Origin of the sequence: Streptomyces rubradiris, assembly GCF_016860525.1 — a bacterium.
In the GTDB taxonomy this organism is placed as follows: Bacteria; Actinomycetota; Actinomycetes; order Streptomycetales; family Streptomycetaceae; genus Streptomyces; species Streptomyces rubradiris.
In genome coordinates, this window is sequence record NZ_BNEA01000015.1 from 3,353,598 (window position 1) to 3,374,974 (window position 21,377).

Annotated in this window: 30 protein-coding genes and 1 pseudogene; 4 read left to right on the forward strand and 27 right to left on the reverse strand. The window is 69.5% G+C overall.

The features are described from left to right. Nucleotides 1–97: 97 nt before the first annotated feature. The 25 genes and pseudogenes from Srubr_RS27895 to rpsJ form a co-directional block, all read right to left on the reverse strand. Nucleotides 98–270, reverse strand: a pseudogene (locus Srubr_RS27895) (type I methionyl aminopeptidase); the annotation flags it as partial. Nucleotides 271–312: 42 nt separating this feature from the next. Further along, nucleotides 313–1,149, reverse strand: coding sequence for a type I methionyl aminopeptidase (gene map / locus Srubr_RS27900; RefSeq protein ID WP_189994120.1), 837 nt, complete (start codon nt 1,147–1,149; stop codon nt 313–315). 100 nt (nt 1,150–1,249) lie between these two features. Beyond that, nucleotides 1,250–1,912, reverse strand: a complete 663-nt coding sequence (locus tag Srubr_RS27905) for an adenylate kinase (RefSeq protein ID WP_189994122.1) — start codon at nt 1,910–1,912, stop codon at nt 1,250–1,252. Next, nucleotides 1,912–3,225, reverse strand: coding sequence for a preprotein translocase subunit SecY (secY, locus tag Srubr_RS27910; RefSeq protein WP_189994124.1), 1,314 nt, complete (start codon nt 3,223–3,225; stop codon nt 1,912–1,914). Before secY ends, Srubr_RS27905 begins: the two co-directional genes overlap by 1 nt. 189 nt (nt 3,226–3,414) lie before the next feature. Then, the gene (gene rplO / locus Srubr_RS27915) at nt 3,415–3,870 is read right to left on the reverse strand and encodes a 50S ribosomal protein L15 (protein ID WP_030601181.1); all 456 of its coding nucleotides are present in this window, start codon (nt 3,868–3,870) and stop codon (nt 3,415–3,417) included. Nucleotides 3,871–3,872: 2 nt separating this feature from the next. Continuing rightward, complete coding sequence (gene rpmD / locus Srubr_RS27920; RefSeq protein ID WP_003998814.1) at nt 3,873–4,055, reverse strand: 50S ribosomal protein L30; 183 nt, start codon at nt 4,053–4,055, stop codon at nt 3,873–3,875. A 2-nt stretch (nt 4,056–4,057) separates the two neighbouring features. Further along, nucleotides 4,058–4,663: a 30S ribosomal protein S5 gene (gene rpsE, locus Srubr_RS27925; protein WP_019753099.1), complete on the reverse strand. Its 606-nt coding sequence runs from the start codon at nt 4,661–4,663 to the stop codon at nt 4,058–4,060. 36 nt (nt 4,664–4,699) lie between these two features. Then, nucleotides 4,700–5,083: a 50S ribosomal protein L18 gene (gene rplR, locus Srubr_RS27930; protein ID WP_189994126.1), complete on the reverse strand. Its 384-nt coding sequence runs from the start codon at nt 5,081–5,083 to the stop codon at nt 4,700–4,702. Between the two features lie 3 nt (nt 5,084–5,086). Next, the gene (rplF, locus tag Srubr_RS27935; RefSeq protein WP_030641195.1) at nt 5,087–5,626 is read right to left on the reverse strand and encodes a 50S ribosomal protein L6; all 540 of its coding nucleotides are present in this window, start codon (nt 5,624–5,626) and stop codon (nt 5,087–5,089) included. Between the two features lie 24 nt (nt 5,627–5,650). Further along, nucleotides 5,651–6,049: a 30S ribosomal protein S8 gene (gene rpsH, locus Srubr_RS27940; RefSeq protein WP_014674378.1), complete on the reverse strand. Its 399-nt coding sequence runs from the start codon at nt 6,047–6,049 to the stop codon at nt 5,651–5,653. 214 nt (nt 6,050–6,263) lie between these two features. Continuing rightward, nucleotides 6,264–6,449 carry a type Z 30S ribosomal protein S14 gene (locus Srubr_RS27945; protein ID WP_003948630.1) on the reverse strand — a complete coding sequence of 62 codons (186 nt, stop codon included), beginning with the start codon at nt 6,447–6,449 and terminating at the stop codon, nt 6,264–6,266. 5 nt (nt 6,450–6,454) lie between these two features. Beyond that, nucleotides 6,455–7,012, reverse strand: a complete 558-nt coding sequence (gene rplE, locus Srubr_RS27950; RefSeq protein ID WP_030345436.1) for a 50S ribosomal protein L5 — start codon at nt 7,010–7,012, stop codon at nt 6,455–6,457. Further along, on the reverse strand, nt 7,012–7,335 hold the full coding sequence (gene rplX / locus Srubr_RS27955; RefSeq protein WP_181793587.1) for a 50S ribosomal protein L24: 324 nt from the start codon (nt 7,333–7,335) through the stop codon (nt 7,012–7,014). Before rplX ends, rplE begins: the two co-directional genes overlap by 1 nt. Before the next feature lie 2 nt (nt 7,336–7,337). Beyond that, on the reverse strand, nt 7,338–7,706 hold the full coding sequence (rplN, locus tag Srubr_RS27960) for a 50S ribosomal protein L14 (protein ID WP_003998823.1): 369 nt from the start codon (nt 7,704–7,706) through the stop codon (nt 7,338–7,340). Nucleotides 7,707–7,805: 99 nt separating this feature from the next. Then, nucleotides 7,806–8,093, reverse strand: a complete 288-nt coding sequence (rpsQ, locus tag Srubr_RS27965; protein WP_020941675.1) for a 30S ribosomal protein S17 — start codon at nt 8,091–8,093, stop codon at nt 7,806–7,808. Further along, a complete protein-coding gene (rpmC, locus tag Srubr_RS27970) occupies nt 8,090–8,314 on the reverse strand; it encodes a 50S ribosomal protein L29 (protein WP_007494763.1) in 225 nt (74 codons plus the stop codon). The genes rpsQ and rpmC overlap by 4 nt, the downstream gene beginning before the upstream one ends. Then, nucleotides 8,314–8,733 carry a 50S ribosomal protein L16 gene (gene rplP, locus Srubr_RS27975; protein ID WP_009190136.1) on the reverse strand — a complete coding sequence of 140 codons (420 nt, stop codon included), beginning with the start codon at nt 8,731–8,733 and terminating at the stop codon, nt 8,314–8,316. The genes rpmC and rplP overlap by 1 nt, the downstream gene beginning before the upstream one ends. 5 nt (nt 8,734–8,738) lie before the next feature. Continuing rightward, nucleotides 8,739–9,563 carry a 30S ribosomal protein S3 gene (rpsC, locus tag Srubr_RS27980; protein ID WP_010036723.1) on the reverse strand — a complete coding sequence of 275 codons (825 nt, stop codon included), beginning with the start codon at nt 9,561–9,563 and terminating at the stop codon, nt 8,739–8,741. Beyond that, nucleotides 9,563–9,910, reverse strand: coding sequence for a 50S ribosomal protein L22 (gene rplV / locus Srubr_RS27985; RefSeq protein WP_030778516.1), 348 nt, complete (start codon nt 9,908–9,910; stop codon nt 9,563–9,565). Before rplV ends, rpsC begins: the two co-directional genes overlap by 1 nt. Before the next feature lie 43 nt (nt 9,911–9,953). Continuing rightward, the gene (rpsS, locus tag Srubr_RS27990) at nt 9,954–10,235 is read right to left on the reverse strand and encodes a 30S ribosomal protein S19 (RefSeq protein ID WP_059252070.1); all 282 of its coding nucleotides are present in this window, start codon (nt 10,233–10,235) and stop codon (nt 9,954–9,956) included. Nucleotides 10,236–10,247: 12 nt separating this feature from the next. Beyond that, on the reverse strand, nt 10,248–11,084 hold the full coding sequence (rplB, locus tag Srubr_RS27995; RefSeq protein ID WP_030601203.1) for a 50S ribosomal protein L2: 837 nt from the start codon (nt 11,082–11,084) through the stop codon (nt 10,248–10,250). Nucleotides 11,085–11,124: 40 nt separating this feature from the next. Further along, on the reverse strand, nt 11,125–11,544 hold the full coding sequence (gene rplW, locus Srubr_RS28000; protein ID WP_030778513.1) for a 50S ribosomal protein L23: 420 nt from the start codon (nt 11,542–11,544) through the stop codon (nt 11,125–11,127). Next, entirely contained in the window at nt 11,544–12,194 is a 651-nt protein-coding gene (gene rplD, locus Srubr_RS28005) for a 50S ribosomal protein L4 (protein WP_189994128.1), read from the reverse strand. The genes rplW and rplD overlap by 1 nt, the downstream gene beginning before the upstream one ends. A gap of 8 nt (nt 12,195–12,202) precedes the next feature. After that, nucleotides 12,203–12,847, reverse strand: a complete 645-nt coding sequence (gene rplC, locus Srubr_RS28010; RefSeq protein ID WP_030601213.1) for a 50S ribosomal protein L3 — start codon at nt 12,845–12,847, stop codon at nt 12,203–12,205. Between the two features lie 16 nt (nt 12,848–12,863). Continuing rightward, nucleotides 12,864–13,172 (reverse strand): 30S ribosomal protein S10, encoded by a 309-nt coding sequence (gene rpsJ / locus Srubr_RS28015; RefSeq protein WP_003948644.1) that lies wholly within the window; start codon nt 13,170–13,172, stop codon nt 12,864–12,866. Between the two features lie 482 nt (nt 13,173–13,654). On the opposite strand from rpsJ, the gene Srubr_RS28020 reads away from it, so the two are divergent. After that, nucleotides 13,655–14,311, forward strand: a complete 657-nt coding sequence (locus Srubr_RS28020) for a hypothetical protein (RefSeq protein WP_189994129.1) — start codon at nt 13,655–13,657, stop codon at nt 14,309–14,311. Here Srubr_RS28020 and Srubr_RS28025 read toward each other — a convergent pair. Further along, entirely contained in the window at nt 14,301–14,810 is a 510-nt protein-coding gene (locus tag Srubr_RS28025; RefSeq protein ID WP_189994131.1) for a hypothetical protein, read from the reverse strand. The genes Srubr_RS28020 and Srubr_RS28025 overlap by 11 nt on opposite strands. 108 nt (nt 14,811–14,918) lie before the next feature. Here Srubr_RS28025 and Srubr_RS28030 point away from each other — a divergent pair, with 108 nt between their 5' ends. Genes Srubr_RS28030 through Srubr_RS28040 form a run of 3 tightly spaced genes read left to right on the forward strand, consistent with a single transcriptional unit; the run spans nt 14,919 to nt 20,179 of the window. Then, nucleotides 14,919–15,824 carry a protein kinase family protein gene (locus tag Srubr_RS28030; RefSeq protein ID WP_189994133.1) on the forward strand — a complete coding sequence of 302 codons (906 nt, stop codon included), beginning with the start codon at nt 14,919–14,921 and terminating at the stop codon, nt 15,822–15,824. Beyond that, on the forward strand, nt 15,824–18,019 hold the full coding sequence (locus tag Srubr_RS28035; protein WP_189994135.1) for a protein kinase domain-containing protein: 2,196 nt from the start codon (nt 15,824–15,826) through the stop codon (nt 18,017–18,019). The genes Srubr_RS28030 and Srubr_RS28035 overlap by 1 nt, the downstream gene beginning before the upstream one ends. A gap of 18 nt (nt 18,020–18,037) precedes the next feature. After that, the gene (locus Srubr_RS28040) at nt 18,038–20,179 is read left to right on the forward strand and encodes a serine/threonine-protein kinase (RefSeq protein ID WP_189994137.1); all 2,142 of its coding nucleotides are present in this window, start codon (nt 18,038–18,040) and stop codon (nt 20,177–20,179) included. A 20-nt stretch (nt 20,180–20,199) separates the two neighbouring features. Here the strand turns inward: Srubr_RS28040 and Srubr_RS28045 are convergent, their stop codons facing one another. Next, nucleotides 20,200–21,294: a hypothetical protein gene (locus Srubr_RS28045; RefSeq protein WP_189994139.1), complete on the reverse strand. Its 1,095-nt coding sequence runs from the start codon at nt 21,292–21,294 to the stop codon at nt 20,200–20,202. Nucleotides 21,295–21,377 lie beyond the last annotated feature (83 nt).

Below are 21,377 nucleotides of genomic sequence, written 5' to 3' on the forward strand. Positions count from 1 at the left end.
TGATTCTTATGCGACCGGGGCGGCACAACGGCGCGGACCGGCCGCGCGGGGCGACCGGCCGGCAGAAAACGAACGGCGGGAAACGAACGGCGGGCGCTTACGCCGGCGGGTCCGGCGCCGCCGTGATGCCGAACTCGGCCGGCTTCGCCTTGCCGCCATCAAGGGCGGTGAGCACCAGCGGCCCCTGCTCGGTCAGAGCCACCGAGTGCTCCCAGTGCGAGGACCAGGTGCCGTCGGTCGTGATGACCGTCAGTCATCGGACAGGACCTCGGGCCCGATTTCTGGATGCCGCTCTCGCGGGCTCGGCCCCGCTCAGCCCAAGGGGTCCGGCGCGGCCACCACACCGTACTCGGCCAGCTTCGCCTTGCCGCCGTCGGGGGCGGTGAGCACCAGCGGCCCCTGCTCGGTCAGGGCCACCGAGTGCTCCCAGTGCGAGGACCAGGTGCCGTCGGTCGTGATGACCGTCCAGTCGTCGGACAGGACCTCGGTCTTCGGGGTGCCGAGGGAGACCATCGGCTCGATGGCCAGGCAGAAGCCGGGGACCAGCTTGGGACCCTTGCCGCGGCGCCGGTCGACGTAGTTCAGCAGGTGCGGGTCCATGTGCATCTCGGTGCCGATGCCGTGGCCGCCGTAGTCCTCGATGATGCCGTAGCGACCGCCGCCGGGCTTCGGCTGGCGGCGGATGTACGTCTCGATCGCCCGGGAGATGTCGACCAGGCGGTTGCCCTGCTTCATGGCCGCGATGCCGGCCCACATCGACTCCTCGGTCACCCGGGACAGCTCGATCAGCTCCGGGGCGTGACCGGAGCCGACGAAGGCCGTGTAGGCCGCGTCACCGTGCCAGCCGTCGATGATCGCGCCGCAGTCGATGGAGATGATGTCGCCGTCCTTCAGGACGACGTCGTCGGAGGGGATGCCGTGCACGACCACGTCGTTCACGGAGGTGCAGATGGTGGCCGGGAAGCCGCCGTAGCCGAGGAAGTTCGACTTCGCGCCGTGCTCGGCGAGGACCTTGCGGGCCACCTCGTCCAGGTCCCGGGTGGTCGCGCCGGGCACCGCGGCCTCACGCGTCGCCGCGTGGATGGCGGCTACGACCAGGCCCGCCGCCCGCATCTTCGCGATCTGCTCGGGGGTCTTGATCTGCACCATGGGGGGCCTGCGCTCTCCGTCACTCACATCGACTGGGGTACCTGTACAACAGTACGGCCGCGGCGCCCGGGGAGGGCACCGCGGCCGGAAGGGCCGGGATCTACTTCTCGGCCTTCTCGCGCTTGAGGGCCTCCAGCGCCCGCTGCGTGATCTCGTCCACCGGGCCCAGCGAGGAGATCGTCACGACCAGCTCCTGCGCCTTGTAGTAGTCGATGATCGGCTCGGTCTGCGTGTGGTAGACCTCCAGCCGCTTGCGGACGGTGTCCTCGGAGTCGTCGTCGCGCTGGTACAGCTCGCCGCCGCAGACGTCGCAGACGCCCTCCTGCTTGGCCGGGCTGTAGGTCACGTGGAAGACGTGCGAGGAGTCGTTGCGGCAGATGCGCCGGCCGGCGATCCGCTTGACGACCTCGTCCTCGGGGACCTCCAGGTCGAGGACGGCGTCCAGCGTCATGTGCTCGTCCTGGAGCAGCTGGTCCAGCGCCTCCGCCTGCGAGACGTTGCGCGGGAAGCCGTCCAGCAGGAAGCCCTTCTCCGCGTCCGGCTGCTCCATGCGGTCCTTGGCCATCGCGATGGTCACCTCGTCGGGGACGAGGTTGCCGGCGTCCATGTAGGACTTGGCGAGCTTGCCCAGCTCCGTCTGCCGGCTGATGTTGGCGCGGAACAGGTCGCCCGTGGAGATGTGCGGGATGCCCAGCTTCTCTGCGAGCCGGACGGCCTGCGTTCCCTTACCGGCACCCGGCGGCCCGACGAGGACGATACGCATCAGCGGAGGAACCCTTCGTAATTGCGCTGCTGGAGCTGGCTCTCGATCTGCTTCACCGTCTCGAGGCCGACACCCACGATGATGAGGATGCTGGTCCCGCCGAAGGGGAAGTTCTGGCTTGCCCCAAAGCCCACCAACGCCATTGTCGGTACGAGAGCGATCAGACCCAGATACAGCGAACCCGGCCAGGTGATCCGGTTGAGCACGTAGCTCAGGTACTCAGCGGTCGGTCGGCCAGCCCGGATGCCCGGGATGAAGCCACCATACTTCTTCATGTTGTCGGCTACTTCCTCGGGGTTGAAGGAGATAGCGACGTAGAAGAACGCGAAGAAAACGATGAGCAAGAAGTACGAAGTGATGTAAATCGGGTGGTCGCCCTTGGTGAGGTTCTGCTCGATCCAGGTCTTCCAGCCCGAGTTGCCCCCCGCGAACTGCGCGATCAGCGCCGGGATGTAGAGCAGCGAGGAGGCGAAGATGACGGGAATCACACCCGCCTGGTTCACCTTCAGCGGGATGTACGTGGACGTACCGCCGTAGGACCGGCGTCCGATCATCCGCTTCGCGTACTGCACCGGGATGCGGCGCTGGGCCTGCTCGACGAAGACGACGAGCGCGACCATGACCAGGCCGACCGCGATGACGGTGCCGAACTCGATCCAGCCGCCGGCCAGCGAGCCCTGCTTCTTGATGGCCCACAGCGCGGACGGGAAGGTCGCGGCGATCGAGATGAACATCAGGATCGACATGCCGTTGCCGATGCCGCGGTCGGTGATCAGCTCACCGAGCCACATCACCAGGGCGGTACCGGCGGTCATGCAGATGACCATCGTGATGGTCGCGAAGATCGCCTGGTCCGAGACGATGCTCGTGGCGACCGAGCAGCCGTTGAAGAGCGCGCCGCTGCGGGCGGTGGCCACCAGGCCGGTGCCCTGGAGGATGGCGAGCGCCACGGTCAGGTAACGGGTGTACTGCGTGATCTTCGCCGTGCCGGCCTGGCCCTCCTTCTTCAGGGCTTCCAGGCGCGGGATCACCACGGTCAGCAGCTGAAGGATGATGCTGGCGGTGATGTACGGCATGATGCCGAGCGCGAAGACCGTGATCTGGAGCAGCGCGCCGCCGCTGAACATGTTCACGAGGCCGAACAGGCCCTGGTTGGCGCCGGCCTCCTTCACGCACTGCTGGACGGCCTGGTAGTTGACGTTGGGGATCGGGACGTGGGTACCGACCCGGTAGACCACGATGATGCCCAGCGTGAAGAGCAGCTTCTTGCGCAGGTCGGGCGTCCTGAACGCCCGGGCGAACGCGGTGAGCACGGTGCCTCCTGCGACCCCCGCGCAACTGCGTCAAGGGTGACGGTCTGAGGTTCGACGAATACGAAAAAGAACAGTGCAGGCCACCTTACCGGCGACCATGCCCCCCTAGGAACGACCGACCGGGGATACCTCATTGTGAGGTATCCCCGGTCGGGATCGTTTACGTCATCGACGCTCCGCCTGAGTAACTCAGACGAGCTCGGTGACCGTGCCGCCGGCGGCGGTGATCTTCTCCTTGGCGGAACCGGAGACGGCGTCGACCGTCACCTGCAGCGCCACGGAGATCTCGCCCTGGCCGAGGACCTTGACGAGGCTGTTCTTGCGAACGGCGCCCTTGGCCACCAGCGACTCGACGGTGACCTCGCCACCCTCCGGGTAGAGCGCGGCCAGCTTGTCGAGGTTCACGACCTGGTACTCGGTCTTGAACGGGTTCTTGAAGCCCTTCAGCTTCGGGAGGCGCATGTGGAGCGGCATCTGGCCACCCTCGAAGCGCTCCGGAACCTGGTAGCGGGCCTTGGTGCCCTTGGTACCACGACCGGCCGTCTTACCCTTCGACGCCTCACCACGACCGACACGGGTCTTGGCGGTCTTGGCGCCGGGGGCCGGACGGAGGTTGTGGATCTTCAGCGGGTTGTTCTCCGCCATGATCAGTCGACCTCCTCGACCGTCACGAGGTGGCGGACGGTGTGCACCATGCCGCGGAACTCGGGGCGGTCCTCCTTGACGACCACGGTGTTGATCCCCTTGAGACCAAGCGACCGCAGGGTGTCACGGTGGTTCTGCTTGCTGCCGATGTAGGACTTGACCTGCGTGATCTTGAGCTGCGCCATGATTACGCACCCGCCCCGGCACGCGCACGGAGAAGAGCCGCGGGGGCGACGTCCTCGAGCGGCAGACCACGGCGGGCCGCGATCTCCTCGGGACGCTGCAGGCCCTTCAGGGCCTCCACGGTCGCGTGCACGATGTTGATGGCGTTGTCGGAGCCGAGCGACTTCGACAGCACGTCGTGGATACCGGCGCACTCGAGCACGGCACGCACCGGGCCACCGGCGATCACACCGGTACCGGGCGACGCGGGCTTGAGCAGCACGACGCCGGCAGCCTTCTCACCCTGGATCGGGTGCGGGATGGTGCCCTGGATACGGGGGACCTTGAAGAAGTGCTTCTTGGCCTCCTCAACGCCCTTGGCGATGGCGGCCGGCACCTCCTTGGCCTTGCCGTAACCGACACCCACGGTGCCGTCACCGTCGCCCACCACGACCAGCGCGGTGAAGCTGAAGCGACGACCACCCTTCACAACCTTGGCGACGCGGTTGATCGCGACGACGCGCTCAACGTACGCGGTCTTCTCGGCGGCAGCAGCGCCGCCGTCACGGCCCTTCCGGTCCCGCCGCTCGCCGCCACCGGCACCGCTTCCGCGGCGCTGGGGTCCAGCCATTGGATTACCTCTCTCTTTCCGCTAGCTACAAGCGGCTCAGAACTTGAGCCCGGCTTCGCGGGCGGCGTCCGCCAGGGCCGCGATGCGGCCGGCGTACTGGTTGCCACCACGGTCGAACACGACGGCCTCGACACCGGCGGCCTTGGCACGCTCGGCGACCAGGGCGCCGACCTGCTTGGCCTGCGCGGACTTGTCGCCCTCGGCACCGCGGATCGACGCGTCCAGCGTGGACGCCGACGCCAGGGTGTGGCCCTTCAGGTCGTCGATCACCTGCGCCACGATGTGGCGGTTGGAGCGGGTCACGACCAGACGGGGGCGCTCCGCCGTACCGGAGATCCGCTTGCGGATCCGGATGTGACGGCGCTTGATCGCGGCGCGCTTGTAGGCGTCGCCCTTGAGGATCTTCTGCCCGTATGCCATGGCTTACTTACCCGCCTTTCCGACCTTGCGGCGGATGACTTCGCCCTCGTACTTGACACCCTTGGCCTTGTACGGGTCGGGCTTGCGCAGCTTGCGGATGTTGGCCGCAACCTCGCCGACCTTCTGCTTGTCGATGCCCTCGACCGAGAAACGGGTCGGGGACTCCACCTTGAAGGTGATGCCCTCGGGGGCCTCGACCACGATCGGGTGGCTGTAACCGAGAGCGAACTCCAGGTTGGAACCCTTGGCGGTCACTCGGTAACCGACACCGCTGATCTCGAGCTTCTTCACGTAACCCTGGGTCACGCCGGTGATCATGTTCGCCACCAGCGTGCGGGAGAGGCCGTGCAGGGCCTTGCTCTGACGCTCGTCGTTCGGGCGCAGCACCTGCAGGGTGCCGTCCTCGCCCTTAGCGATGTCGATCGGCGCGGCAACGGTGTGGGTCAGCGAGCCCTTGGGGCCCTTGACCGAGACCGTACGGCCGTCGATGGTGACGTCCACGCCGGCGGGAACCGCGATGGGGAGCTTGCCGATGCGCGACATAGCTGTTTCCTCCGTTCCCTTCTGCTACCAGACGTAGGCGAGGACTTCCCCACCCACGCCCTTCTTGCCGGCCTGCTTGTCGGTGAGGAGCCCGTGCGACGTGGAGATGATCGCCACGCCCAGGCCGCCGAGCACCTTCGGCAGGTTGGTGGACTTCGCGTAGACCCGGAGACCGGGCTTCGAGATCCGCTTGATGCCCGCGATGGAGCGCTCACGGTTGGGGCCGAACTTCAGCTCGAGAACGAGGTTCTTGCCGACCTCGGCGTCCTCGACCTTCCAGCCCGTGATGAAGCCCTCCTGCTGGAGGATCTCCGCGATGTGCGACTTGATCTTGGAGTGCGGCATCGACACCGAGTCGTGGTACGCCGAGTTCGCGTTCCGCAGACGCGTCAGCATGTCTGCGATCGGATCAGTCATGGTCATGAATTGGCCTGTGGCCTTTCTCGCCGGGGTTTCCTATATGCGCCATCCCTCTCCCCGTACTTCTGCAGACGGGACGGGTGCGGTGCGGGGACCTACGGCGTAGTAAGTCGTTCAGGGCGGCAGAGCCCAACCCCACCAGCCTACGGCATGCGGGGTTCGGGCCCTGCCGTCCCGGTTGCTTACCGAGAGGTCCAGGAATCCCTAAATGAGGGGATTACCAGGAGCTCTTGGTCACGCCCGGCAGCTCGCCACGGTGAGCCATCTCACGGAGGCACACGCGGCACAGGCCGAACTTGCGGTACACGGAGTGCGGACGACCGCAGCGCTGGCAGCGGGTGTAGCCACGCACACCGAACTTGGGCTTGCGAGCAGCCTTCGCGATGAGAGCCTTCTTCGCCATCTCGCTCACGCCTCCTTGAACGGGAAGCCGAGGTGACGGAGAAGGGCACGGCCCTCTTCGTCGTTGGTCGCCGTGGTCACCACGGTGATGTCCATACCCCGGACGCGGTCGATCTTGTCCTGGTCGATCTCGTGGAACATGACCTGCTCCGTGAGACCGAAGGTGTAGTTGCCACGGCCGTCGAACTGCTTGGGGGACAGGCCGCGGAAGTCGCGGATGCGCGGCAGCGCGAGCGACAGGGTGCGGTCCAGGAACTCCCACATGCGGTCGCCACGGAGCGTGACGTGGGCACCGATCGGCTGGCCCTCACGCAGCTTGAACTGCGCGATGGACTTGCGGGCCTTGGTGACGGCCGGCTTCTGACCGGTGATGGTGGTCAGGTCGCGGATCGCGCCCTCGATCAGCTTCGAGTCACGGGCGGCGTCGCCGACACCCATGTTGACCACGATCTTGACGAGGCCGGGAACCTGCATGACGTTCTCGTACTTGAACTCGTCACGCAGCTTGCCCGCGATCTCCTCGCGGTACTTCTGCTTCAGACGCGGAGTGGTGGTGGTAGCCATCAGATGTCCTCACCCGTCCGCTTGGCAACGCGGATCTTGTTGCCCTCTTCGTCGAAGCGGTAGCCGACACGCGTGACGACCTTCTTGCCGTCCTTCTCCACGACCAGCTGGACGTTGGAGACGTGGATCGGCGCCTCGGTGGTCACGATGCCGCCGGCCTGGGAACCGCTGGCGGTCGGACCGGCCTTGGTGTGCTTCTTGACCCGGTTGACACCCTCGACCAGGACGCGGTCCTCGCGCGGGTAAGCGGCAATGACCTTGCCCTGCTTGCCCTTGTCCTTGCCGGTGATGACCTGGACCAGGTCGCCCTTCTTGATCTTCATGCTTACAGCACCTCCGGCGCGAGCGAGATGATCTTCATGAACTTCTTCTCGCGCAGCTCACGGCCGACCGGGCCGAAGATGCGGGTGCCGCGAGGGTCGCCGTCGTTCTTCAGAATGACGGCGGCGTTCTCGTCGAAGCGGATGTACGAGCCGTCCGGACGGCGGCGCTCCTTGACGGTGCGAACGATGACCGCCTTGACGACGTCACCCTTCTTCACGTTGCCACCGGGGATCGCGTCCTTGACGGTGGCGACGATGACGTCACCGATGCCCGCGTAGCGGCGACCGGAGCCACCGAGCACACGGATGCAAAGGATCTCCTTCGCACCAGTGTTGTCGGCGACACGCAGTCGCGACTCCTGCTGGATCACGTCTATCTCCTGATCGTCTGCCGGTTCCCGGCAGGGGCCTCAATCACGAGGACCCCTGCCGAGCCTGGCGGAACTGACCTGCGGGTTTGCCCGCAGGAATTACTTGGCCTTCTCGAGGATCTCGACGACGCGCCAGCGCTTCGTCGCGGACAGCGGCCGGGTCTCCATGAGGAGGACGCGGTCGCCGACGCCCGCGGCGTTCTGCTCGTCGTGCGCCTTGAGCTTGTTCGTACGGCGGATGACCTTGCCGTACAGCGCGTGCTTGACGCGGTCCTCGACGGCGACGACGACGGTCTTGTCCATCTTGTCGCTGACGACGAGGCCCTCACGGGTCTTGCGGAAGCCGCGCGCCTCGGTGTTCTGCTCAGTCACGTTGTTCTCGCTCATGCGTTCTCCACCGTTTCGATGCCCAGCTCGCGCTCGCGCATCAGGGTGTAGATCCGCGCGATGTCCTTACGGACGGCCTTCAGCCGGCCGTGGTTTTCGAGCTGACCCGTGGCCGCCTGGAAGCGGAGGTTGAACAGCTCTTCCTTGGCCTCGCGGAGCTTCGCCAGAAGCTCCTCGTTGCCCAGCTCGCGCAGCTCGGACGCCTTGGTACCGGCCGACATCACGCTTCACCTGCCTCGCGCTTGACGATCCGGCACTTCATCGGCAGCTTGTGGGCCGCACGGGTCAGCGCCTCACGGGCGATCTTCTCGTTGGGGTACGACAGCTCGAACATCACACGTCCGGGCTTGACGTTCGCGATCCACCACTCCGGGGAACCCTTACCGGAACCCATGCGGGTCTCGGCCGGCTTCTTGGTGAGGGGACGGTCCGGGTAGATGTTGATCCAGACCTTGCCGCCACGCTTGATGTGGCGGGTCATCGCGATACGGGCCGCCTCGATCTGGCGGTTCGTGACGTAGGCCGGGGTCAGCGCCTGGATGCCGTACTCGCCGAACGCAACCTGCGTCCCACCCTTGGACATACCGTTGCGCTTCGGGTGGTGCTGCTTGCGGTGCTTGACCCTACGGGGGATCAGCATTTCGGTCAGGCCTCCGTTCCGGTGCTCTCAGCCGGAGCGGCAGCCGCGGGGGCCTCGGCCTTGGGGGCCTCGGCACCGGCAGCCTGCTGCGGCTTGCGACCGCGCCGCTCGCCACCGCGGCCACCACGGGCCGGGCGGTCGGCGCCACCGCGGGCCGGGCGGTTACCCGCACGGGCGGCAGCGTTCTCGGCGCGGACCTCGGCGATGTTCTTGACGTCGCCCTTGTAGATCCAGACCTTCACGCCGATGCGGCCGAAGGTCGTCTTGGCCTCGAAGAAGCCGTAGTCCACGTTCGCGCGGAGCGTGTGCAGGGGCACGCGGCCCTCGCGGTAGAACTCCGAGCGGGACATCTCGGCGCCGCCGAGACGGCCACCGCACTGGATCTTGATGCCCTTGGCGCCGGCCTTCATGGCGGACTGCATGCTCTTGCGCATGGCCCGACGGAAGGAGACGCGGGAGGACAGCTGCTCGGCGACGGCCTGGGCCACCAGCTGAGCGTCCGTCTCCGGGTTCTTGACCTCGAGGATGTTCAGCTGGACCTGCTTGCCGGTCAGCTTCTCCAGGTCACCGCGGATGCGGTCGGCCTCGGCGCCGCGGCGGCCGATGACGATGCCCGGGCGAGCGGTGTGGATGTCCACGCGGACGCGGTCACGGGTGCGCTCGATCTCGACCTTGGAGATGCCGGCGCGCTCCATGCCGGACGTCATCATCCGACGGATGGCGACGTCTTCCTTGACGTAGTCCTTGTACAGCTTGTCGGCGTACCAACGCGACTTGAAGTCGGTCGTGACACCGAGCCGGAACCCGTGCGGGTTTACCTTCTGGCCCATTACCGGGTTCCTTCCTTGCTGCTGACGACCACGGTGATGTGGCTGGTCCGCTTGCGGATCCGGTAGGCACGGCCCTGGGCGCGCGGCCGGAACCGCTTCAGGGTCGGGCCCTCGTCGACGTAGGCCTCGGAAACGAAGAGGCTGTCGACATCGGTGTGGTCGTAGTTGTGCGCGGCGTTGGCGATGGCGCTGTCCAGCACCTTGCCCACCGGCACCGAGGCGGCCTGCGGAGCGAATCGCAGGACGGCCTGGGCCTCCGTGGCGTCCATGCCACGGATGAGGTCCACCACGCGGCGGGCCTTCATGGGCGTGACGCGGATGTACCGCGCCTGGGCCCTGGCTTCCATGGTTGTCCCTTCAGTTACTTACGTGTCTGAATGCGATCCGCTACTAGCGGCGCTTCGACTTCCGGTCTTCCTTGACGTGGCCCCGGAAGGTGCGCGTCGGCGAGAACTCGCCGAGCTTGTGGCCGACCATCGACTCGGTGACGAACACCGGGATGTGGGTCTTGCCGTTGTGCACCGCGATCGTGTGGCCGAGCATGGCCGGGACGATCATCGAGCGACGGGACCAGGTCTTGATGACGTTCTTGGTGCCGGCATCGTTCTGGGCGTCCACCTTCTTCATCAGGTGGTCGTCGACGAAGGGCCCCTTCTTCAAGCTACGAGGCATCTCAACCCGTCCTTAGCGCTTCTTGTTCGTCTTGCGGCGGCGGACGATGTACTTGTTCGACGCCTTCTTGGGCGAACGAGTACGGCCTTCCTTCTTGCCCCACGGGGACACAGGGTGGCGGCCACCGGAGGTACGGCCCTCACCACCACCGTGCGGGTGGTCGACCGGGTTCATGACCACACCACGGACGGTCGGGCGAACGCCCAGCCACCGCTTACGGCCGGCCTTGCCCCAGTTGATGTTCGACTGCTCGGCGTTGCCGACCTCGCCGACGGTGGCGCGGCAGCGCACGTCGACCAGGCGGATCTCACCGGACGGCATGCGCAGGTGGGCGTAGGCGCCCTCCTTGGCGAGCAGCTGCACGGAGGCACCCGCGGAGCGGGCGAACTTGGCACCGCCACCGGGACGGAGCTCGATCGCGTGGATCGTGGTACCGACCGGGATGTTGCGCAGGGCGAGGTTGTTGCCCGGCTTGATGTCGGCCCCGGGACCGTTCTCCACGGTGTCGCCCTGCTGCAGGTTGCGCGGGGCGAGGATGTAGCGCTTCTCGCCGTCGGCGTAGTGCAGCAGCGCGATGCGCGCGGTGCGGTTGGGGTCGTACTCGATGTGCGCGACCTTCGCCGGCACGCCGTCCTTGTCGTGACGACGGAAGTCGATCACTCGGTAGGCGCGCTTGTGTCCGCCACCCTGGTGGCGAACGGTCACACGACCGGCGTTGTTACGGCCGCCCTTGCTGTGCAGCGGGCGAACCAGCGACTTCTCCGGCGTGGACCGCGTGACCTCGACGAAGTCGGCAACGCTGGCGCCACGACGGCCCGGCGTAGTCGGCTTGTACTTGCGGATTCCCATTTCTCAGTCCTCGTCCGATATCGGACGATCCGGACCGCCCTTAGGCGGTCGGACCGCCGAAGATGTCGATACGGTCGCCCTCGGCGAGGGTCACGATCGCGCGCTTGGTGGCGGCACGCTGGCCGAACCCGGTGCGGGTCCGCTTGCGCTTGCCGGCGCGGTTGATCGTGTTGACCCCGGTGACCTTGACGTCGAAGACCGCCTGGACGGCCTGCTTGATCTGGGTCTTGTTGGCGTTCGGGTCGACGATGAACGTGTACTTGTTCTCGTCGAGGAGCGCGTAGCTCTTCTCGGAGACGACCGGCTTCAGCAGGACGTCACGGGGGTCCGTGTACGACTTGCTCAGCGGGGTCTCGACGGTGTTCTTGCCCTCGGTGGCGTGGCGACGCGCCTTGGCGACGCGCGCGGCCTTGGCGGCCTTGGCGGCCTTCGAGGCGATAGCGGGGTGACGGATGGCCATCAGACCTCGCTCCCTTCGGTGTCGTTGGCCTTCGGGCCGGCGACGAAGGACTCGAAAGCGGCCTGGGTGAAGACCACGTCGTCCGAGACGAGAACGTCGTACGTGTTCAGCTGGCCCGGCTCCAGGATGTGGACCTGGGGCAGGTTGCGGGCGGACAGCCACGCGGCCTCGTCGGAGCGCTCGGCGACCAGGAGCAGGTTCTTGCGCTCCGAGATCTTGCCGAACAGGCTCTTCGCGGCCTTCGTGGAGATCTGGCCCTCGACCACGCCGGAGACGACGTGGATGCGGTTGTGACGCGCCCGGTCGGTGAGGGCACCGCGCAGGGCGGCGGCCTTCATCTTCTTCGGGGTCCGCTGCGAGTAGTCACGCGGCACGGGACCGTGCACGACGCCACCACCGGCGAACTGCGGCGCGCGGGTCGAACCCTGGCGGGCGCGACCGGTGCCCTTCTGGCGGTACGGCTTCTTGCCACCACCACGGACTTCACCGCGGGTCTTGGTCTTGTGCGTGCCCTGGCGGGCAGCGGCCAGCTGCGCGACGACGACCTGGTGGATCAGCGGGACGCTGACCTTGGCGTCGAAGATCTCCGCGGGGAGCTCGACGGAACCGGCCTTCTCGCCCGCCGGCGAAAGGATGTCAACAGTGCTCATCGGTTACCTCAGGCCCCCTTGGCCGCGGTGCGGACCAGGACGAGGCCGCCGTTCGGACCGGGAACCGCGCCCTTGATGAGCAGCAGACCCTTCTCCGCGTCAACGGCGTGGACGGTCAGGTTCTGGGTGGTGACCCGCTCGTTGCCCATGCGACCCGCCATGCGGAGGCCCTTGAACACACGGCCCGGGGTGGCGCAGCCACCGATGGAACCGGGCGAGCGGTGCTTGCGCTGGGTGCCGTGACCGGCGCCGAGGCCACCGAAGTTGTGACGCTTCATGACACCGGCGAAGCCCTTGCCCTTGCTCTTGCCGGTGACGTCGACCTTCACGCCGGCCTCGAACACCGCAGCGGTGATCTCCTGGCCCAGCGTGTACTCGGAGGCGTCCGCGGTGCGGATCTCGACGAGGTGGCGACGGGGGGTGACGTCGGCCTTGGCGAAGTGACCCTTGAGGGGCTTGTTCACCTTGCGCGGGTCGATCTCGCCGAAGGCGATCTGGACCGACTCGTAGCCGTCGACGTCGTTGGTACGAACCTGGGTCACGACGTTGGGGCCGGCCTTGACGACGGTGACCGGAACAACACGGTTGTTCTCGTCCCACACCTGCGTCATGCCGAGCTTCTCGCCCAGGATGCCCTTGATCTGCTTAGCCATTCTCAGCCCACCAGCCTCAGAGCTTGATCTCGATGTCGACACCGGCCGGCAGGTCGAGTCGCATCAGAGAGTCAACGGTCTTGGGGGTCGGGTCGAGGATGTCGATCAGGCGCTTGTGCGTGCGCATCTCGAAGTGCTCGCGCGAGTCCTTGTACTTGTGCGGCGACTTGATGACGCAGTACACGTTCTTCTCAGTGGGCAGCGGCACCGGGCCCGCGACCGACGCACCAGTGCGGGTCACCGTCTCGACGATCTTCTTCGCCGAGGAGTCGATGACCTCGTGGTCGTAGGCCTTGAGCCGGATGCGGATCTTCTGTCCCGCCATGGCTACTCAGTAGTCCTGTCTCTCTAACGCTCTGGAACCCGGTGTTTCTCGTGCGTGACCCTTCACTCTCCGACCCACGCGGTCGGGCGTGTCGCGCTCCCGCTGACATGAATGTCCCTTGTCCGAACATCCCTGCGGGATTGACACGGCCCTTCCGGAACCGCGGACCGGGGACCTTGGGCCCACCGGGCGCCTGGCCGGTGTCGCGCCCACGCTTCCCGGAAGATTCCCGTACGTCCGCCCCAGTGCTGCCCGAGGGCAGTTAGGACGACGAGTACTGTGGGACTCGCTTCCGGTCCTCCCGGCGGGAGGCGCGCAGCATCAACACTCGACCGAGCAACTCCGACAGTCTGCCATACGGGGCAGGTGCTGTGCCAATCGGGCCGAAGAGATTACCCCGAAGGTGACGTAGGTCAAACCGGAGTGCCGGTGTCCCGGGCCGTGACTACCGGGTCGAGATCACCGGCACCGAGGATGACAGCGTGCACGACACCATCCCGTACGCCTTCCGGATCTCGGCGAACAACCCGATACCGCTGCCCGGCCCCGCCCCGGCGCCCCTGCCCCCCGACGCGGAGCTGATCGCGACGGTCTCTCGCCACCCCGGGAACGCACCGCTGGCGCGGGTCTGTGCGGGCCGTACGTCCGGACACCCGTTCTGGCTCCACTCCGCCCGCGACGACCGCCCGCTCTGCTCGGTCACCCCCGCGGGCCCGGACACCTACGACCTCCACGCGTCCGACGGCACTCCCCTGGCCCGCGTCACCCGCCGCCCCGGCCGCCTGCTCCCCTGGCCCCGCCGGACCCGCTGGACCGCGCAGGTCGTCTACCCGTCCCAGCGGATCACGGGCAAGGCGGGCACCTGGTACGCCTGGCTGCTCTACGTGGTCACGTCGCCCGTCTGGCTCCTGTGGGTGCTCTGCGCGACGGTGTACTCCTTCTTCGACGGCAGCCCGGAAGACTTCACCTTCGGCAGCCCGGCCCGCACCCGCTGGCGCGCCCCCGGCACCGGCACGATCCTGGACTACCGGGGCGTGAGCAGGACGTACCGCCACGATCCCCGGCGCCTGGACGTCCGGGTCGCCTACGCGCTGGCGCTCCTGCGCACCTGGGACCGCGAACGACGGTTCAGAGCCTGAACAGCGCCCCGCGCCAGGTCCACCCGGCGCCGAGGACCGCCTCCTGCAAGGGCGTCTTCAGCTCGGCGGTGTCGAAGCGGTAGTCCTCCGTGAACCGGACCTTCCCGTCGGGCCCCCGATCGACCGTCCAGCTCCGGGACACGGACCTGACCTGCCCCCGGGAGTGCTCCGCCGACAGGATCAGCCTGGGCCTGTCCCCGACCCAGGTGACCTCCCACTCCCGGTCCAGAGCGCGCACCTCGCGCTTCTCCGGGACCAGCCGCATCCGGGTCTCCAGCGACCGGCTCACCTTGGCCCGCGCGAAGAAGCCGTGCCAGTCGGGCTCCCGGATGCGCCACTCCGCCACGAGATCGGCCCCGCCGCCGACCCCTTCCCGCACGACGTACGGCACGTCCGGCCCGCCGACGGCGAGCAGGGCGGCGCGGACTTCCGAGGCGGGCCGGGGCGGGACGGCGGGGTCGGGATATTTGGTGCCGGTGAAGCGGTCGAGAAGGCTCATGTGATCATCCTGCTCCGCCTCGCGCGCGGCGAAGGCCGTCGCCCGGGGTGCTTCCGACACGGCCGGTAAGATCATCGGCCTGTGCCGGCAATCGGGGGGAACGCGCGCATGGAGCGGCTGCGTCAGGACGACCCGCCGCTGATCGGACCGTACGCGGTGCTGGGCGGGCTGGACGAGGAGCAGGAACGGCGGCGGGCGCCCGAGCGCCGGTACATCGCCCGGAGTGCGGACGGACGGCGCACGGTCCTGGTCCACCTGCCGCATCCCGGCATCGATCCCGCCCGCTGGGCCGCCGAGGCCGAGGCCGCCCGGCGGCTGTCCGTGCCGGGCTTCGCACCCGTGACCGAGGTGACCGGGACGGCTGTCCCGCCCTGGTACGTCACCCCCTACACCCCTGTACTCCCCCTGCCCGCGGTGCTGGCCGCCCATGGCGGTCCCCTGCCGGAACCCGTCGTACGGGCGCTCGGGGCAGCTCTCGCCGGCGCGCTGGCGGCGGCCCACGCGCAGGGCGTGACCCACGCGGGTGTGTCCCCGGCGGCCGTACTGCTCGGCGTGGACGGTCCGTCGCTGGCCTGTTTCGGCGCCGTGCGCGCCGTGGCGCCGGACGGCGAGCGGCGGCTGGGCAGCCCCGCGCTCGACCCGGGGTGCCTGGCACCGGAGCAGGCGCAGGGCGGCCGGCCCCGGCCGCTCGGTGACGTGTACGGCCTCGGCGCCGTGCTCGCCTACGCGAGCACCGGGCACACCGTGCCGGAGCGGGAGGAGCTTCCGGAGTCGCTGCGGGACCTGGTCACCGCCTGCCTGTCCCGTGACGCCGCTCACCGGCCGTCGGCAGCCGGTCTCGCGGCCCTGCTGGCGGCGCCCGGCACGACACAGCCGCCGGCCCCCGTCCCCACAGTGGTCGACGTCCGCCGCTTCCCCCTCCCGGGCAGGATCGTCGCGGCCCTCGCCCGTCAGTCGGCGGACGTCCTCGTGGCCCTTCCGCCCGCGCACGCCCGGAAGGCGGGACAGCCCTGATGTTCACCCCTCTCACCCACCACGATCCCGCCCGGCTCGGCTCCTACCACTTGACGGCCCGCCTCGGCAGCGGCGGCATGGGCACGGTCTACCTGGCCCGCTCGGACTCCGGGCGGACCGTCGCCTTGAAGACGATGCACGCCCGCTCCGCCGCGGATCCCGTGCTGCGGACCCGGTTCCGGCTGGAGACGGACGCGGCCCGGGTCATCGGCGGCGAGTACGGGGCCCGGGTGTTCGACGCCGACCTCGCCCACGAGACGCCCTGGCTGGCCACCGAGTACCTGATCGGGCCGCCCCTCGACGAAGCCGTCCGGCTGAACGGTCCCCTGCCGGAGCGAACGGTCCGGGCCGTCGGCGCCCGCCTGTGCGCCGCGCTCGCCCGGCTGCACGACTCGGAGGTGGTCCACCGGGACCTGAAGCCGTCCAACATCATGGTGACGGCCGACGGTCCCAAGGTCATCGACTTCGGGATCGCGCGGGCCCTCGGCGACGACCGCCTCACCCGGGCCGGATCCGCGGCGGGCACCCCCGCCTTCATGTCGCCCGAGCAGGCGGCGGGCGAGGAGCACACCCCGGCCGGTGACGTGTTCGCCCTGGCCGGGGTACTGGTCCACGCCGCCACGGGCCGGGGGCCGTTCGGTACCGGACAGGCGGCGGACCTGCTGTACCGCGTGCGGTACGCGGAACCGGACCTGACCGGGGTGCCGGCCGGCCTCCTCCCCGTACTGCTTCCGTGCTTCGCCAAGGACCCGCGGCAACGGCCCACGACCGACCGGCTGTGTGCCCTGCTGGGCGGCGGGGAACAGGACTTCGCGGACTGCCTGCCGGAGCCCGTCCTCGCGGACATCGCCCGGCGGGCCGCCGACGTCTGGCGGGTCACGCCGCACCGGTTGCCGCCCCCGGCCGGGGAAGCCGGGGAAGACCGCGGCGACGCGTCCGTCGGCACCCGGGCCGGGATGTCCCGCCGCCGGCTGTTGTCCGTCGGCGGGGGTGCGGCCCTCGGTGTCGCCGCGGCGGGCGCGGGCACCTGGGTCTGGTTCGGGCGGCGCGGCGGATCCGAACCGGCGCGGCCGACTCCGCCGACCGTCTCGGCAAAGCCGGCGTGGGGTCTGCTCTGGCAGGTGTCGGCCGATTTCACCGATCCGCCCGTGCCGCCGTTCCCGCTGCTGCTCGACCGCCTGGTGGTCGTGGGCGGAACCGATCTCAAGGGGGTGGACCCGCGGACGGGAAAGACGCTGTGGGCCGACCCCGAGGTGTACTTCGGGCATCGCACGGTCACCGACGGCGCGCGGATCCACACGCTGGACTACACCTTGGACAAGGCCGATCCGCTGTCCCTGTGCCCGGTCGGCCTGGCCGACGGCCGGGTCGGGGATCCGTATCTGGAGCTGAAGGACTTCCACGGCGGTCTCCACGGCACCCAGTTGCTGTGCGCCTCGGGCAACGCCGTCTACGTGGTCGGCGGCCGTAGTTCGCGGCCCATCGACTCGTCGCGCAACGACACCTTTCGCGCGGGCCAGTCCTGGCACCTGGTCGCCCTGGACGTCCACGCCCGCCGGAAGCTGTGGGAGGTCCCGCTTCCGGCGCGCCCCGACGGCAGCACGCGGCTGCACTTCCTGTCGGCCCAGGTGTCGGGGGAACGCCTGGTGCTCGTCCAGCAGTCGGCCGACGGCGCCACCCGGCTCGTCGTACGGGACACCGGCACCGGGCGCCTGCTGTGGGACCGTCCCCTCGACAGCGCGTCGCCGTCCTCCGGCCGGACCCGTCCGGCCGTGGACGACCGGCACGTGTACCCGGCGGCGGACGGGCTGCTCGCGCTCGGCCTGGACGACGGGAAGGTCGTCTGGCGGCGCGGCAAGGGCACCGCCTACAGCCCGCCCGCCGTCCACGACGGGGTGGTGTACGCGGTGGAGTCGGGCCGCGGCGTCGTCGCGCTCGACGCGGGCGGCGGCGAATCCCGCTGGGCGGAGAAGGGCGGCGGTGCGACCACCGCCGACCTCGCGGAGCCGCCCGTCGTCGGCGTCACGCATGTGTACCGCAGGGCGTCCTCGCGGCTGAGGGCGGTCGCCCTGGCCGACGGTGCCACGTCCCGTCCTGTGGACGCCCCCGCGACGGCCCGCTACTTCGCCCACCCCGCCTCCAGGCGCCTGATCGCCCTGGGCGAGGGCTATGCCGCCGGTTATCCGCTCCTCTGAGATGCAAGGTCGGGAAAGATGAAGCCACTGGGTACCGGAGACCCGCTCCGCCTGGGCCCGTACCGCGTCCTCGGCGTGCTCGGCGAGGGCGGCATGGGCAAGGTGTACGTGGGACAGGACAGTGACGGGCGGTCGGCCGCGGTGAAGGTCCTGCACCGCCATCTGGCGGACGATCCGCACCTCGGTCAGCGCTTCGTGCGCGAGGCCCGGATGGCCCAGGCGGTCGGCAGCCCGGGAGTGGCCAGGGTCCTGGACGCACAGACCGAGGGCGGGCGCCCGTGGATCGCGACCGAGTTCCTCAGCGGCCCGGACCTCGAAGACGTGATCCGCGCGTACGGCCCGCTGGACGAGAACGGGGTGCGCGCGCTCGCGGCGGCACTCGCGCTCACGCTGCGGGACATCCACGCCGCCGGTCTGGTGCACCGCGATCTGAAGCCGGCCAACGTGGTGCTCACCTCGGGGGGCCCGCGCGTCATCGACTTCGGCATAGCCCGCCCCGAGCACGGCCTGACCCTCACCACCACCGGGCAGGTGCCGGTCACCCCCGGGTACGGGGCGCCGGAACAGGCTCTGGGGCAGCGGGTGGGCCCGGCCGCCGACGTCTTCTCGCTGGGTGCCCTGCTGGTGTACGCGGCGAGCGGGCGACGGGCGTTCACCGGCTCGCACGTCGCCGCGGTGCAGTACGAGGTCGTCCACGGCGCACCGCGCATGGACGGGGTCCCGCCCGTCCTCCAGCCGCTCATCGGCCCGTGCCTGGCCAAGGATCCCGCGCACCGGCCCGCCCCGGAGGCGATCGCGCATGCCTTCGCCCCGCCGCCCGGCGCCGACCGCGTGTGGCGCTCCGGCGCGCTGGCCGAGGAGGTACGGCGCCGGGAACGCGCCCTGCACGAGCTGACCACCCTGCCGGGAACGGGCGTCACCCCGCGCGGGGCCTCGCGGCGCCGCGTGCTGACGGCCCTCGCGGTCGGCGGCCCGGTCGCCCTCGCCGGCGGGGGTGCGGCGACGTGGTGGTTCCTGCGCGGCAGCGGCGAGGACCCCTTCGACATCCCGCCCGCCGCCGCGACCCCGAAGGCACGCCTGCTGTCGGCGGAAAAGGGGGATTACGTCCTCGGTCAGGCACCCGCCCCGCTGTGGAGCCGCCCCTCCGCCATCGGCTCCGGCTCCCCTGCCCCGCTGCCCGTACGGGACGTCCTGGTCGTCGGCGATCCCAAGGGCGGCATCACGGCGCACGGCGTGGTGGACGGCAAACCCCGCTGGTCCGCCCCCGAAGCGAGGGCGAAAGGCCGTTTCGTCTCGCTCTCCGACCGCCTGATAGCCGCCGTGGACGGCGAGGGCACGCTGCGGACCTTCGTCGCGTCCACCGGCGCCCCCAAGTGGACGGCGCCCGCCGAGGCCGCCAGTGTCCTCGCGGCCGACGCGGAGGCGGTGTACGTCGTCACCCGGGACGGCCGACTGCGCGCGGTGGGCCGCTCCGACGCGCGGATCCGCTGGACCGCGAAGCCCGGTACGGACCTCGGTGCTGCGGGCACGGCGCGGGGCGTCGCGGCCCGGGGCGTCCTGGCCGTCGCGACGGAGGCGGGGCACGTGCTCGCCGTCGACACGCGCACCGGCCGGCAGCGGTGGCTGCTGCGCGACCAGGACGACGACAGACCGGCGATCACGGCGTCGGGCGGGACCCTGTTCGTGAGCGGCAGCCCGTACTTCACCGCCCGTCGCATCACCGACGGCAAGCAGCTGTGGCGCCCCGACCTGAGACGGGCGGACGGCACCAAGGTGTTCTGGGGCCCCGCGGCGGTCCACGGCCCCTACGTCTTCGCGGCGGCGCTCGGGGCGCCGCTCCGTTTCGACATCAAGGACGGCAAGCAGAGCGGCTGGCCCTACGACCTCCAGCAGCTGTGCGACCCGTACAGCCCGCTGGTGGTCCAGGGCCACGGCTTCTGGTCGGTCGCCGTCAACACGAAGGAGGGCGCGGTCAACGTCCTCAACGTGGTCGACGGACCGGACGGCGGCAGCCTCTCCAGGGACCCCGACTCCATGCTGAACAAGACGACCTGGAGTTTCCGCGTCATCAAGAACCCCGACGACTACTGGCTGACGGCCGACGCCAACCGCGTGTTCCTGGTGGACGGCGGCACGCTCACGGCACTACCGGTGTTCTGACCGCACGACGCCCCGCGGGGTCAGGGCTGGGCGGCCGTCCGCACGCTGCCGCAGCCGCGCTGCTTCGCCTCGTGGGCGGCGAAGGCCGTCAGGGCCGAGCGGGCGAAGGAGTCGGAGTAGTGCGGGACCAGGTAGCCGCCGGTGTCCTCGTCGTAGAGGCGGTACAGCGCGAACACGGCGGGCTGGGCCGACCGGCACGTCGAGGTGGCCCAGGTGTAGTCGTGCTCGCCGTAGGGCCCGGTCGCCGCCTTCAGTGCCGCTTCCTCACTGGCCAGGAAGTCCTTGGCCGACGCGCCGTAGTAGGCGTACAGGCCGTAGCCCGGCTTTCCGGCCTTCGTGACCAGGTAGCAGTTGACCTGCGGCGTGTCGGGGTCCGCCGGGTACTCCAGGACGTCCGGGGTGCCGTTGCGTGCCGCCTCCGTGTCGCGCAGCGCCGCGCACGAGCCGTCGGCCTGCCGCAGCGGCTCGGCCGCGCCGGACCGGCCCAGGAGGCCCGGGGACAGGCCGGTGATCCGCTGGCCGGCTTCCACCTGGCAGCCGTGCTTCTCCGCGGCCTCGCGGGCGGTCTCGGTGGTCACCTGCCCGAGACCGGTCAGGGTCGTACTGTTCGCCACCCCGAGCAGGTCACCGTAGGCGACCAGGGCCTTGTTCCGCTGGTTCACGCAGTCGAGCGCGACCATGACCTGGTAGGTGCCGCTCTCGTGGCGGAGGACGCCCGGCCAGCCGTGCCCCAGGGGCGCCGCCCGGTCCCGGACGCCGTTGTAGTTCGCGTTGTACCAGACGAGGGTCGACGCGGGGGCTTTCGAGGTGCTCCAGCGCAGCTTCACTTCCAGCGCACCGCGCTCCGCCCCGGATGCCTCGGTGCGGACGCGGCAGGAGGCCAGGTAGTCGCCGTCGTCCAGGTCCTCCGCGCTCAGCCGCGACGAGTGCAGCGCCGCGCTGAGCCCGCCCTGTGCCAGCGAGCCGTCGCACGCCCGGTCCGCGGAGTCGTCGTCGCCTCCCGAGCCGATGACCCCGGTGCCGTAGAGGACGAGCCCCAGAAGTGCCAGGACCAGCAGGAGGGCTCCCGCGTACCACCCGGCGTGCCTGGGCCGGAGTCCGGATTTCGTCTGCATCGTGCTCATTCTGTCGGGTCGTGCCGACCCAGACGGCGCCTGGGTGACGAAGATTTACATAAGCTATAAATATAAAAGCGCTA